The organism is Burkholderia sp. E168m15 (assembly GCF_016586105.1).
GTDB classification, from domain to species: Bacteria; Pseudomonadota; Gammaproteobacteria; order Burkholderiales; family Burkholderiaceae; genus Burkholderia; species Burkholderia orbicola.
In genome coordinates this window covers 41488-54821 of the sequence record NZ_BCPO01000068.1, presented here as the reverse complement: position 1 = coordinate 54821, position 13334 = coordinate 41488, and the positions used below count along the sequence as shown (strand labels likewise).

11 protein-coding genes are annotated in these 13334 nt (G+C 69.1%); 9 read left to right on the top strand and 2 right to left on the bottom strand.

The genetic code is table 11. The features are described 5' to 3' along the window. Positions 1–122: 122 nt before the first annotated feature. Complete coding sequence (locus tag JMF86_RS10800; RefSeq protein ID WP_054927983.1) at positions 123–1064, bottom strand: LysR substrate-binding domain-containing protein; 942 nt, start codon at positions 1062–1064, stop codon at positions 123–125. A 234-nt stretch (positions 1065–1298) separates the two neighbouring features. On the opposite strand from JMF86_RS10800, the gene JMF86_RS10795 reads away from it, so the two are divergent. Together JMF86_RS10795 and JMF86_RS10790 are read left to right on the top strand one after the other, a co-directional pair. Continuing rightward, positions 1299–2339 carry an alpha/beta fold hydrolase gene (locus JMF86_RS10795; protein WP_054927982.1) on the top strand — a complete coding sequence of 347 codons (1041 nt, stop codon included), beginning with the start codon at positions 1299–1301 and terminating at the stop codon, positions 2337–2339. A 127-nt stretch (positions 2340–2466) separates the two neighbouring features. Further along, complete coding sequence (locus tag JMF86_RS10790; RefSeq protein WP_054927981.1) at positions 2467–3222, top strand: 4'-phosphopantetheinyl transferase superfamily protein; 756 nt, start codon at positions 2467–2469, stop codon at positions 3220–3222. A 21-nt stretch (positions 3223–3243) separates the two neighbouring features. Here JMF86_RS10790 and JMF86_RS10785 read toward each other — a convergent pair whose 3' ends face one another. Then, on the bottom strand, positions 3244–4164 hold the full coding sequence (locus tag JMF86_RS10785; protein WP_054927980.1) for a glutamate/aspartate ABC transporter substrate-binding protein: 921 nt from the start codon (positions 4162–4164) through the stop codon (positions 3244–3246). A 212-nt stretch (positions 4165–4376) separates the two neighbouring features. Here JMF86_RS10785 and hutH point away from each other — a divergent pair, with 212 nt between their 5' ends. From hutH to hutG, 7 genes are all read left to right on the top strand, one after another. Then, complete coding sequence (gene hutH, locus JMF86_RS10780) at positions 4377–5900, top strand: histidine ammonia-lyase (RefSeq protein ID WP_006478341.1); 1524 nt, start codon at positions 4377–4379, stop codon at positions 5898–5900. 4 nt (positions 5901–5904) lie between these two features. Beyond that, entirely contained in the window at positions 5905–6600 is a 696-nt protein-coding gene (gene hutC, locus JMF86_RS10775) for a histidine utilization repressor (protein ID WP_006478342.1), read from the top strand. 39 nt (positions 6601–6639) lie between these two features. Beyond that, on the top strand, positions 6640–8328 hold the full coding sequence (gene hutU, locus JMF86_RS10770) for a urocanate hydratase (protein ID WP_006478343.1): 1689 nt from the start codon (positions 6640–6642) through the stop codon (positions 8326–8328). A 2-nt stretch (positions 8329–8330) separates the two neighbouring features. Continuing rightward, a complete protein-coding gene (locus tag JMF86_RS10765; protein ID WP_200161784.1) occupies positions 8331–8954 on the top strand; it encodes a HutD family protein in 624 nt (207 codons plus the stop codon). Positions 8955–8958: 4 nt separating this feature from the next. Then, positions 8959–10182 (top strand): imidazolonepropionase, encoded by a 1224-nt coding sequence (gene hutI, locus JMF86_RS10760; protein ID WP_200161785.1) that lies wholly within the window; start codon positions 8959–8961, stop codon positions 10180–10182. Between the two features lie 201 nt (positions 10183–10383). Further along, positions 10384–11760 carry a formimidoylglutamate deiminase gene (locus tag JMF86_RS10755; protein ID WP_200161786.1) on the top strand — a complete coding sequence of 459 codons (1377 nt, stop codon included), beginning with the start codon at positions 10384–10386 and terminating at the stop codon, positions 11758–11760. Positions 11761–11820: 60 nt separating this feature from the next. Beyond that, positions 11821–12618 carry an N-formylglutamate deformylase gene (hutG, locus tag JMF86_RS10750; protein WP_124482218.1) on the top strand — a complete coding sequence of 266 codons (798 nt, stop codon included), beginning with the start codon at positions 11821–11823 and terminating at the stop codon, positions 12616–12618. Positions 12619–13334 lie beyond the last annotated feature (716 nt).

The window sequence follows — 13334 nt, the reverse complement described above, 5'->3', positions numbered from 1 at the left end:
ATCCGATTAGACGAGCGGGGCGGCCGTCGCTCAAGCGATCATTCGGTCAGGTTGGCATGCGCAACGGGAATGTGAAGGGGCGATGGCGGTTGCCGGTGGTCACGCGCATCCGCACCGCCGGCTCAGGCCGACGTCGTATCGTGCGCATGCATCGCCGCATCGCATTCGGCTGCTTCGGCGAGCATCCAGTCGCGCACGTCGGCGACTTCGCGGCGCGGGGCCGGATCGTGCTGGAACAGCCAGTAGCCGTACGTCTGCGACAGCGTCTGCGTGTGCGGCCCGAGCACCGCGAGCCGGCCGTCGGCGAGCATCGGCGCGACGAGCGCGAGCCGGCCGAGCGCGATGCCCTGGCCCGCGATCGCGGCCTGGATCACCTGGTCGTACTGGTTGAAGCGCAGCACGCCTTTCGGGCGCGCGTCGCCGAGCCCGGCCGCGTGCAGGTGCGCGTGCCACTGTAGCTGCGGTTGCGGTGGCCCGTCGAATTCGAGCAGCACGTGATCGGCGAGCGCGGCCGCGTTCGTGACCGGTCGCGCGGCGAGCGCGGGGTGCGCGACCGGCACGACGACCTCGTCGAACAGGCGCAGCGCGCCGGCCGGCGCCCGCTCGCGCGGGCAGTAGCGGATGCCGAGGTCGATGCCTTCGGCGCGCAAATCGAGTACCTTGTCGTTCGCGGCGACGCGCAGGTCGATCCCGGGCAGCCGCGCCTGCAGCCGTCCGAGCCGCGGCAGCAGCCACAGCGCGGTCACGCCGATGCTGGCGGTGATCGTCACGGGCTGGCGCTCGCGCGCCGCGGCGAGCGACGCGACGGTGTCCTGCAGGCCGAGCAGCGCCGCATCAGCGACGCGGAACAGCCGTTCGCCTTCCGGCGTGAATGAAATCTTCCGGTAGCCGCGCTGCAGCAACGTCACGCCGAGATGCGCTTCGAGCGCATGGACCTGGCGGCTGACCGCGGACTGCGTGACGCACAGATCCTGCGCGGCGAGCGTGATGCTCATGCGGCGGCCGACGGCGACGAAACCGCGGACGAGGTCGAGCGACGGGAGACGGACGAGTGGCGTTGACATGCGCGTGACTCATGCGAACGGAGCAGCAAGATTGGTTGAGAACGCGGCACGCGTCAAGTTCAATGGAGGCTGGGTGATCGCGGAGGACGGGGCGAGTAGGCGCTGAAGCGCTAACCCCGACCGACAGCGATGCATGGGGTCCAAGTAAGCGCTAAAGCGCCAACTCGGACCGACAGCGATGCATGGGACCCCAGTAAGCGCTAAAGCGCTAACTGGGGATCGACAGGAGACACGATGACGATTTCGAACGAGGAAAGCGACGCGGCGCAGGCCAGTCGCGCGGCGGGCGCGTTGCCGCCCGAGCCCGTGACGCTGCGCGCAGCCGACGGCTACGAACTGCGCGGCCATGTCTGGCGCCATCGCGGCGGCGGCGCCGTGCGGCCCGTGACGGTCGTCAATTGCGCGACGTCGGTGCGCTGCGACTACTACTTTCGTTTCGCGGCCTGGCTGTTCGCGCAGGGGCGCGACGTGCTCGTCTACGACTATCGCGGCATCGGCGGGTCGCGTCCGGCGCGGCTTGCGAAGCTCAGCGCGAACTGGCTCGACTGGGGGCGGCTCGATTGCGAGGCCGCGCTGCACTACGCGCGCGACGCGTTTCCGGGCCAGCCGCTCGATGTGGTCGCGCACAGCATCGGCGGCTGTGTGCTCGGCCTCGCCGCATCGAACGTGCACGTGCGGCATGCGGTGACCGTCGGCGCGCAGTACGCGTACTGGCGCGACTATCTGCCGGCCGAGCGGCGCCGCATGTGGTGGAAGTGGCATGTCGCGATGCCGGCGCTCGCGGCGGTGTTCGGCTACTTGCCCGCGAAGCGGCTCGGCTGGATGGAGGACACGCCGCGCGGTATCGCGCTGTCGTGGGCGCGGTCGCAGCCGCGTTTCGAGGAGGGCTACGTCGGTCGCGTGCTGGACGACAGCGGCGCGAGCCGCGCCGCGTTGCCGGCGCGCTTCGCGGGGCTGTCGGCGCCGATGCTCGCGGTCGGCATCGACGACGACGCGTTCGGCACGGTCGACGCGATCGAGCGGCTGGTCGGCTACTACACGGGCAGCAACGTCACGCATCTGCGGATCGCGCCGGCCGACATCGGCGTCGACGCGATCGGTCATTTTGCGTTTTTCCACAGCCGCTTCACCGACACGTTGTGGCCCGTCGCGCTGTACTGGCTGCAACACGGCGTGCTGCCGGCCGATGCGCCGGGCGTCGTGCACGCGCTGCATCCGGCGTCGCGCGGGCGGGTGACGGGGAGCGGCGTGCCGGGCATCGCCGCGAACGGGTGATCCAGCGTATGCGAGCATGACGCGCAGCCTCGTTCGTGTCACGAGCCTGCCGCAGCCGCCGGCCGCCGGTCGGCGCGATCGATTACCATCGGACGTTTCGTTCCAGAACACAGGCTGCCGCGCGCCGATGTCCATTCCGTCCGATTCCGCTTCTCCCGTTGAAACGCCGCACGCATGGCGCGTGCATGTACTCGACGTGCCGCCCGCCGCGGCACGGGCCGGCGTGCGGATCGCGCGCGTCGATTTCGACTGGCGCGTGCCGCTCGTGTCGCCCGCGTACGCGGCGCTGAACGACGACGAGCGCGCACGCGCCGCGCGCTTCCTGCGGCACGAGGATGCGGTACGCAGCGCCGCGACGCGCGCCGCGCTGCGCGACGTGCTCGGCGCGACGCTCGGCATCGCGCCGCACGCGGTCGAGATCGTCGTCGACGCGGCGGGGCGGCCGTCGCTGGCCCCTGCGCATCGTGCGTCGCTCGACTTCAACGTGTCGCACGCGGGCGATCATGCATTGATCGCGTGGGCGCCGGCGGGCCGCGTCGGCGTCGATATCGAGGGCTGCAACCGCGCGGCCGACTGGCGCGCGCTGACACGCGAAGTGTGCGCGCCCACCGAGGTCGCGTATCTCGACGGCCTGCCGCCCGGCGCGCGCGAGCGCGAATTCATGCGGGTATGGTCCGCGAAGGAGGCGCTGCTCAAGGCGCTCGGCACCGGCATCGTCGCCGGGTTGCGCGCGTTCGCGGTCGTGCCGCCGCGCGACGCGGCGACGCCCGCGACGACGATCGTCGAGCCCACCGCGCCTGCCGCCGGCGTCGCCGCGTTCGACGCGGCATGGCTCGACGCGGCGCCCGGCTACGCGGCGTGCGTCGCGTGGACGCGCGCGTAAGCCGGGCGTGACGCGCGGCGCTTATTCGAGCGGCGCGTCGTTCGGCGCCGCGTAACGCGCCTTGATCACGTCGCTCATCGGAAAGTCGAACGACAGGCCCTTCGGCGGCACCGGCTTCATGAACCATTTGTCGTACAGCGCGTTGATCTCGCCGCTTTTCATCAGCTGCGCGAGCACGCCGTCGACGAGCGCCTTGAACTGCGGATCGTCCTTGCGCAGCATGAACCCGTAGGCTTCCGACGATTGCGGCGTGCCGACGAGTTGCCAGTCGGCCGGCTTCGCGGCGAGCTGGCGCACGCCCGCGAGCAGCACGTCGTCCATCATGTACGCGGCCGCGCGGCCCGATTCGAGCGTGAGGCGTCCTTCGCCGTAGTCCTTCGCGCTGATGATCTGCATGTTCATCTTCTTTTCCTCGTTCATCTTGCGCAGCAGGCGTTCGGACGTCGTGCCCTGGTTCGTCACGACCGTCTTGCCGGCGAGATCGGGGAAGTCGCGGATGCCCGAGCTCGTGCGCGTGAGCAGGCGCGTCGTCGCGACGAAGAAGGTGGTCGAAAACGCGACCTGCGCATGGCGCGCGGCGAGGTTGGTCGTCACGCCGCATTCGAGATCGACGGTGCCGTTCTGCACGAGTGGAATGCGGTTCTGCGACGTGACCGGAATGAAGCGCACTTGCAGGTCGGGCTTGCCGGTGCGCGCCTTCACCGCGGCGATCACGCGGTCGCACAGGTCCTGCGAGAAGCCGATGACCTTGCCGCCCGCGTCGACATAGGAGAACGGCACCGACGTTTCGCGATGACCGATCGAAATCAGGTTGGATTGCCGGATCTTCTCCAGCGTGCCGGCCAGCGGCTCGGCGGCGACGGACGCGCCGCACGCGAGCGCGCATGCGGCGACGAGCAGGGGGCGGCCGACGCGGGCGGCGAATCGGGACGGGAAGGGCATGACGGTCTCCGTGGCGAGTGATGATTCGTATGTTGCCAAAAACAAAATAATTGCAACACATGTTAAGCGCGGGATCGCACCGACCGGCCTGCCGGGCCGCGCCGGCATCAGGGAAACTCCTGAGGCCGGAATATTGAAAAACGGGTTGTCTAGACAAGTTCCGATGGCTACACTTCAATCCATTCCGAACTTGTCTAGACAGGATTGCTCACATGATTACGTTGACCCCCGGCCACCTGACCCTCCCGCAACTGCGCCGGATCGCCCGCGAACCCGTGCAACTGAAGCTCGACCCGGCCAGCTTCGCGAAGATCGACGCGGGCGCGAAGGCCGTCGCCGACATCGCGGCGAAGGGCGAGCCGGCCTACGGCATCAACACGGGCTTCGGCCGTCTGGCCAGCACCCACATCCCGCACGACCAGCTCGAACTGCTGCAGAAGAACCTCGTGCTGTCGCACGCGGTCGGCGTGGGCGAGCCGATGGCGCGTTCGTCGGTGCGCCTGCTGATGGCGCTGAAGCTGTCGAGCCTCGGCCGCGGCCACTCGGGCATCCGCCGTGAAGTGATGGATGCGCTGATCACGCTGTTCAACGCCGACGTGCTGCCGCTGATCCCGGTGAAGGGCTCGGTCGGTGCATCGGGCGACCTCGCGCCGCTCGCGCACATGTCGGCCGTGCTGCTCGGCGTCGGGGAAGTGTTCATCCGCGGCGAGCGCGCGAGTGCGCTCGACGGCCTGCGCGTCGCGGGCCTCGCGCCGCTGACGCTGCAGGCGAAGGAAGGCCTCGCGCTCCTGAACGGCACGCAGGCGTCGACCGCGCTGGCGCTCGACAACATGTTCGCGATCGAGGACCTGTACCGCACCGCGCTCGTCGCCGGCGCGCTGTCGGTCGACGCGGCAGCCGGTTCGGTGAAGCCGTTCGACGCGCGCATCCACGAATTGCGCGGCCATCAAGGTCAGATCGACGCGGCCGCGTCGTACCGCGAACTGCTCGAAGGCTCGCCGATTAACCAGTCGCACCGCGACTGCGACAAGGTGCAGGACCCGTACAGCCTGCGCTGCCAGCCGCAGGTGATGGGCGCGTGCCTGGACCAGATGCGCCATGCGGCCGACGTGCTGCTGGTCGAAGCGAACGCCGTGTCGGACAACCCGCTGATCTTCCCGGACACCGGCGAAGTGCTGTCGGGCGGCAACTTCCACGCGGAGCCCGTCGCGTTCGCGGCCGACAACCTCGCGCTCGCCGCGGCGGAAATCGGCGCGCTAGCCGAGCGCCGCATCGCGCTGCTGATCGACGCGACGCTGTCGGGTCTGCCTCCGTTCCTCGTGAAGGACGGCGGCGTGAACTCCGGCTTCATGATCGCGCACGTGACGGCCGCCGCGCTGGCATCGGAAAACAAGACGCTCGCGCACCCGGCATCGGTCGACTCGCTGCCGACCTCGGCCAACCAGGAAGACCACGTGTCGATGGCGACGTTCGCCGCGCGCAAGCTCGCCGACATCGCGGACAACACCAAGCACATCCTCGCGATCGAACTGCTGGCCGCCGCGCAAGGCGTCGACCTGCGCGCGCCGTATCACACGAGCCCGAAGCTCGCGCCGGTGATGGAGACGATCCGCGGCAAGGTCGCGCACTACGAACTCGACCACTACTTCGCACCGGACATCGCGGTGATCGCGAAGCTGGTCGGCGAGCGCGCGTTCGCGAAAGTCGCGCCGTTCTCGTTCGCGTCGGAACAGTAAGCCGATGAGTGCGCCGGTCTACCAGGAGATCAAGGATTTCATCCTGGCCCGCATCCATGCCGGCGAGTGGGAGGAGGGCGATCAGGTGCCGTCCGAGAACGAGCTGGCGCGCGAGTTCAAGGTGGCGCGCATGACCGTCAACCGCGCGCTGCGCGAACTGACGGCCGAACAGGTGCTCACGCGCATGAAGGGCGCGGGCACCTACGTCGCGCGGCCGAAGTACGAGTCGACGCTGGTGGCGATCCGCAGTATCTCCGAGGAAGTCGGCGCGCGCGGGCATGCGTACCGCGCGAGCGTGCTCGGGCTCGACACGATCCGCGCCGACGAGGCCCTCGCCGACGAGATGCAGGTGGCCGTGCGCACGAAGCTGTTTCATTCGCAGGTGCTGCACTTCGAGAACGACGAGCCGGTGCAGCTCGAAGAACGGTGGGTGAATCCGGCGGTCGCGCCGGATTACGCCGAGCAGGACTTCACGAACACGACGCCGAACCAGTACCTGATGCGCGCGGCGCCGCTGCAGCGCGTCGAGTACCGGATCGAAGCGGCGGCCCCGGCGCCGGAGCGGCGCGAGCAGCTGCGGATGGACGGCGTCGAGCCGTGTCTGGTTTTACATCGGCGCACCTGGTCGCAGGGCGTCGTCGCCTCGGTGGCGAATCTGTGGCATCCCGGCAGCCGTTATCGCTTCACCGGGCATTTCTGATTCCTATTTGATCTTCAATTTCCTTCGGGAGCAGTCGTCATGAACCATCCGAAACACATCGATCCCCGTCTCGATCCGACGCGCACGATCCGCGCGCCGCGCGGCAGCGAAAAGACCTGCAAGACCTGGCTGGCCGAAGCGGCCTACCGGATGATCCAGAACAACCTCGACCCGGAAGTCGCCGAGCATCCGCATGCGCTCGTCGTGTACGGCGGTATCGGCCGTGCGGCGCGTAACTGGGAATGCTACGACCAGATCCTCGCGTCGCTGAAGGATCTCGAGGAAAACGAAACGCTGCTGATCCAGTCGGGCAAGCCGGTCGGCGTGTTCCGCACGCACAAGGATGCGCCGCGCGTGCTGCTCGCGAACTCGAACCTGGTGCCGCACTGGGCGAACTGGGATCACTTCCACGAGCTCGACCGCAAGGGCCTGATGATGTACGGCCAGATGACGGCCGGCAGCTGGATCTACATCGGCAGCCAGGGCATCGTGCAGGGCACCTACGAAACCTTCTTCTCCGTCGCGAACCAGCACTTCAACGGCGATCCGTCGGGCCGCTGGATCCTGACGGGCGGCCTGGGCGGGATGGGCGGCGCGCAGCCGCTGGCCGCGACGATGGCCGGCTTCTCGATGATCGCGGTCGAATGCGACGAGACGCGCATCGACTTCCGCCTGAAGACGCGCTACGTCGACAAGAAGGCGACGACGCTCGACGAAGCGCTCGGCATGATCGAGGAAGCGAAGCGCACCGGCAAGCCGGTGTCGATCGGCCTGCTCGGCAACGCGGCCGACGTGTTCGCGGAACTCGTCACGCGCGGCATCACGCCGGACTGCGTGACCGACCAGACGAGCGCGCACGACCCGATCAACGGCTACCTGCCGCAAGGCTGGACCGTCGCGCAATGGCGCGAAGCGCAGAAGGTCGACCCGCAGAGCATCGTGAAGGTCGCGAAGCAGTCGATGGCCGTCCAGGTGCGTGCGATGCTCGCGCTGCAGGAACGCGGCGCGGCGACGCTCGACTACGGCAACAACATCCGCCAGATGGCGCTGGAAATGGGCGTCGAGAACGCGTTCGACTTCCCGGGCTTCGTGCCGGCGTACATCCGCCCGCTGTTCTGCGAAGGCAAGGGCCCGTTCCGCTGGGTCGCGCTGTCCGGCGATCCGGAAGACATCTACAAGACCGACCAGAAGGTGAAGGAGCTGATCCCCGACGATCCGCACCTGCACAACTGGCTCGACATGGCGCGTGAGCGTATCGCGTTCCAGGGCCTGCCGGCGCGGATCTGCTGGGTCGGCGTGAAGGATCGCTATCGCCTCGGCCAGGCGTTCAACGAGATGGTGAAGAACGGCGAACTGAAGGCGCCGATCGTGATCGGTCGCGATCACCTCGATACGGGTTCGGTCGCGAGCCCGAACCGCGAGACGGAATCGATGAAGGACGGTTCGGACGCCGTGAGCGACTGGCCGCTGCTGAACGCGCTGCTGAACACCGCGGGCGGCGCATCGTGGGTGTCGCTGCACCATGGCGGCGGCGTCGGCATGGGCTTCTCGCAGCACTCGGGCGTCGTGATCGTCGCCGACGGCACGGCTGACGCGCACGAGCGTCTCGGTCGCGTGCTGCTGAACGATCCGGCCACGGGCGTGATGCGCCATGCGGATGCCGGCTACGAACTCGCGCAGCAGACGGCCCGCGAAGCCGGCCTGAAGCTGCCGATGCTCGGCCGCTGAGCATGACGGCGCTCGACCACGCGCCGGGGAATGCGACGCTGGCCGTCGCGCTGATCCGCGCGGCGGATCTCGTCGCGTCGCCGTGGAAGAACGGTGGCGGCGTGACGCGTGAAATCGGCGCGTTCCCGCCCGGCGCGGCGCTCGATACGTTCGCGTGGCGCGTGAGCGTCGCCGACGTGGGCACGGCCGGGCCGTTCTCGCGTTTCGACGGCATCGACCGCACGCTCGTGCTGCTGTCCGGCGCGGGCATGACGCTGGCCGAGGAGGGCGGCACGCGCCACGTGCTCGATGCGCCGCTCGCCCGCGCGGATTTCGCGGGCGAGACGGCGATCGACGCGACGCTGCACGACGGCGCGACGCGCGACTTCAACCTGATGACGCGCCGTTCGGCCGCGCGTGGCGCACTCGACGTGTGGCGCGCGGGCGTGCACCGCGTCGCGCCGGCCGATACCGTGCTGCTGTTTTGCGCGGCCGGTGCGGTGAGCGTCGACCTCGACGGCACGCACTACGCGCTGGAAGACATGGACACGTTGCGGCTCGACGGGCCGCGGCGTGCGTTTGACGTCGTCGTGAGCGGAGGCGGCGCACTGCTGGCCGTCTCGCTTGCCGTCGGCGAACGAGACTGAACGCATGAAACCGACTGTCTGGCATCACCTGAGGCTGTGTCCGCACGGCCATCCCGACGAGACGATCGACGACGCGGCGATCGCCGTCGACGAAACCGGCACGATCGCGTGGCTCGGCGCGTTGTCCGCGCTGCCGCACGGTTACGCGCACTGGCAGCGCGAGGACCTGCACGGCGCGTGGGTGACGCCGGGCCTCGTCGATTGCCATACGCACCTCGTGTACGGCGGCACGCGCGCCGACGAATTCGCGCAACGCCTCGCGGGCGTCAGCTACGAGGAAATCGCGCGGCAGGGCGGCGGGATCGTGTCGACGGTGCGCGCGACGCGCGCGGCCGACGAGACGACGCTGTTCGTGCAGGCCGCCGCGCGCCTGCAGCCGCTGCTCGCCGAAGGCGTGACCGCGATCGAGATCAAGTCGGGCTACGGGCTCGACCTCGCGAGCGAGCGCAAGATGCTGCGCGTCGCGCGCCAGCTCGGCGAGCGCTTCCCGGTCACCGTCCATACGACCTTCCTCGGCGCGCATGCGCTGCCGCCGGAATACGCCGGCCGCGCGGACGAATACATCGACGAAGTGTGCGACCGCATGCTGCCGACGCTGGCCGACGAAGGGCTCGTCGACGCGGTCGACGTGTTCTGCGAACGCATCGGCTTTTCGCTCGCGCAGACCGAGCGCGTGTTCGAGGCCGCGACGCGGCGCGGGCTGCCGGTGAAGCTGCATGCGGAGCAACTGTCGAATGCGGGCGGGACGGCGCTCGCCGCGCGTTACCGCGCGCTGTCCGCCGACCATCTGGAATTTCTCGACGAAGCGGGCATCGAGGCAATGAAGGCGGCCGGTACGGTAGCCGTGCTGCTGCCCGGTGCGTACTACTTCATCCGCGAAACGCAGCTGCCGCCGATCGAGCTGCTGCGCAAGCACGGCGTGCCGATCGCGCTCGCGACCGATCACAACCCCGGCACGTCGCCGCTCGAATCGTTGCTGCTGACGCTGAACATGGGCTGCACGCTGTTCCGCATGACGGTGCCCGAGGTGCTGCAGGGCGTCACGCGCCATGCGGCCGCGGCGCTGGGCCGCGCGGATCGCCACGGCGCGCTCGAGGTCGGTCGCCAGGCCGATTTCGCCGTGTGGTCGGTCGGCTCGCTGGCCGAGCTGGCGTACTGGATCGGCCGGCCGCTGTGCGAGCAGGTCGTACGCGGCGGCACGACCGTGTTTCGCCGGATGAACGGATAAGTTTGACGACGGACCGGGCTCGGTACGTGACGTACCGAGCCCGGCCGACGCTTTGCAGGGGACCGGAGCCGGTGCGCAACGGGCGCACTCCGGTCGATCGCCGCAAGGCTGGCGCTGGCGCGACGCGCTCGCGCCTGCCGGCTGCGGCACCGGGCCGGACGGGATTGCTCAAGCGCTCGATCCGGTCGATGAGGACACGCAATGACCGACACCCTGTTGTTCGCGGACCATGCCTATCTGCCCGAGGGCTGGCGCCGCAACGTGCTGCTGCGCTGGGACGCCGCCGGCACGCTGACCGACGTGACACCCGACACCGATGCGCCGGCAGGCGTCGCGCGCGCGGCCGGGCCGGTGCTGCCCGGCATGCCGAACCTGCATTCGCACGCGTTTCAGCGCGCGATGGCGGGGCTCACCGAATACCGCGCGAATCCCGCCGACAGCTTCTGGAGCTGGCGCGACCTGATGTACCGCTTCGCGCTGAAGATCACGCCCGACGCGCTCGCGGCGATCGCGCGCTGGCTGTATGTCGAGATGCTCAAGTGCGGCTACACGTCGGTGTGCGAATTCCATTACGTGCATCACGCGCAGGACGGCTCGCGCTATCCGCAGATCGCGGAGCTCGGCACGCGCGTGATCCACGCCGCGCGCGCGGCCGGCATCGGCATCACGATGCTGCCGGTGTCGTACCAGTTCGCCGGCTTCGGCGACAAGCCGCCGCGCGACGACCAGCGCCGCTTCATCAACACGCCCGACGGCGTGCTCGAACTGCTCGACGCGATGCGTCGCGTGGCGCCGGAACATGGCGGGCTGCGCTATGGCGTCGCGCCGCACTCGCTGCGCGCGGTGTCCGAGAACGGGCTGCGTGTGCTGCTCGAAGGGTTGCCCGGCGATGCACCGGTGCATATCCACATCGCCGAGCAGACGGCTGAAGTCGACGACTGCGTGCGCGCCTACGGCGCACGCCCCGTGCAATGGCTGCTTGATCGCTTCGACGTCGATGCGCGCTGGTGCCTCGTGCATGCGACGCACGTCGACGCGGCCGAGACGGCGGCGCTCGCGAAGCGTCGCGCGGTCGCGGGCCTGTGCCTGACGACCGAAGCGAACCTCGGCGACGGCGTGTTCCCGGCCGTCGACTATCTCGCGCAGGGCGGCGTGATCGGCATCGGCTCGGACAGCCACGCGTCGGTCGACTGGCGCTCGGAGCTGCGCCTGCTCGAATACGGGCAGCGGCTCGTGCACCGCGCGCGCAACGTGCTGGCGAGCGACACGCAGGCGCACGTCGCCGATCGCCTGTTCGATGCGTCGCTCGCGGGCGGCGCGCAGGCGAGCGGGCGGCGCATCGGTGCGCTACGCGCAGGCTGCCGCGCTGACTGGCTCGTGCTCGATCCCGATCATCCGGCGATCGCCGAACACGACAGCGCCGCATGGCTGTCGGGCATCGTGTTCGCCGAGCACGGCGAGACGCCGGTGCTCGACGTCTACACGGGCGGCGAGCGCGTCGTGAGCGGCCGCCGCCATCGCGACGAAGCCGCCGCGTATGCCGACTACCGCGCCGCGCTGGCGCAACTGCTGCGCTGAACGCGCGGCAACCGGCGCACGCGTCATGCGTGCGCCGGCCGACTCTTACGGTGAGGCGACATGACTGAACAACCGGCTGTATTCACGCTGAAGCAGGGCACGCTGCCGCTGCTGATCTCGATTCCGCACGCAGGCACGCACATTCCCGACGACATCGCCGCGACGATGACGCCCGACGCGCGCTTCGTCGACGATTGCGACTGGCATCTCGAGCGGCTGTACGGCTTCGCGGCCGATCTCGGCGCATCGATCCTCGTGCCGTCGCATGCGCGTTACGTCGTCGACCTGAACCGTCCGCCCGACAACGAGAACTTGTATCCGGGGCAGGACACGACGGGGCTCGTGCCGGTCGATACGTTCGACAAGGCGCCGCTGTATCCGGCCAACGCGCTGCCCGGCAACGACGAGATCATGCGTCGCCGCGATCGCTACTGGCTGCCGTATCACGACGCGCTGCAACGCGAGATCGCGCGCCTGAAAGGCGAACACGGTCGCGTGCTCGTATGGGAAGCGCATTCGATCCGCTCGCACGTGCCGCGTTTCTTCGACGGCCGCCTGCCGGACTTCAACTTCGGCACGTCGAGCGGCGCGAGTGCGGCGCCCGGTCTCGCGGAAGCGCTGGCCGCGCGCGTGCTCGCACACGGCGGCTATACGGCCGTCGCGAACGGGCGTTTCAAGGGCGGCTACATCACGCGTCACTATGGCGTGCCCGAGACCGGCGTCGAGGCCGTCCAGCTCGAACTGTCGCAGATCACCTACATGGAAGAGACGCGTCCGTACGCATACGACGAAGCGCGTGCAGCGCGGATCGTGCCGCTGCTGCAGACGCTCGTCGAAACCGCGCTCGCGCATCGTTGAACGCGGGCTGCCTCCATGCGGCAGCGCGGTGGGGCAGTGCGCTCCGCCCCGTCGGCACATAGCAGGCAAGCCGACGCAATGCACAAAACGGCATCGATCCGGCGCGATCGATGCCGTTTTTTTGTCTGACCGATGTCGTCATCGACCCCTGAAAATTTGACGCAATTTTTAAGTGATATAAGCTGAATGTCAGGAAGTCGTCACGCGCGCGCCGGCGGCGAGGCCATCGACGATGGCCGGACTGCGCCGGAATGCGCTGCGAGACATCTTGCTGACGTGTCGCCACGCGGCATTGCGACACGTGTCCTGCCTCCATCAGTCAGTCGAGTACGATCGTGAAAGCCGCCAGCCCTTCGATACGCCGGACGCGAAGTCCGTCGGCGGGCGCGCCGCCTCAGGCCGGGCCGAACCGGCATGCTGATCGCGGCACGCGCGCCGCCCCGTTACGCGAGCCTCGCTTCTTCGCCATTTCCCATTGCGGCCCGCGCCGCTTCAATCTCGTGACCGCGCACCTGTGCAGCGCGGTGCAGTGCGACGGCAGCGCATCGTTGTTGCCCTAGCGCCCCTTTCCGCTTCCGTCCGGGGCCGTACCGCCGGTTGCCGCGGCATTCGCGCGGCAGGATCGCGCCTGCGCCGGCGTTGGCGCTGCGCGATTGTCCGCGTGTGCGGCGTACCCGCGAACCTGCATCGTTGCGCGCGCGAGCGTGTCGCGCGCC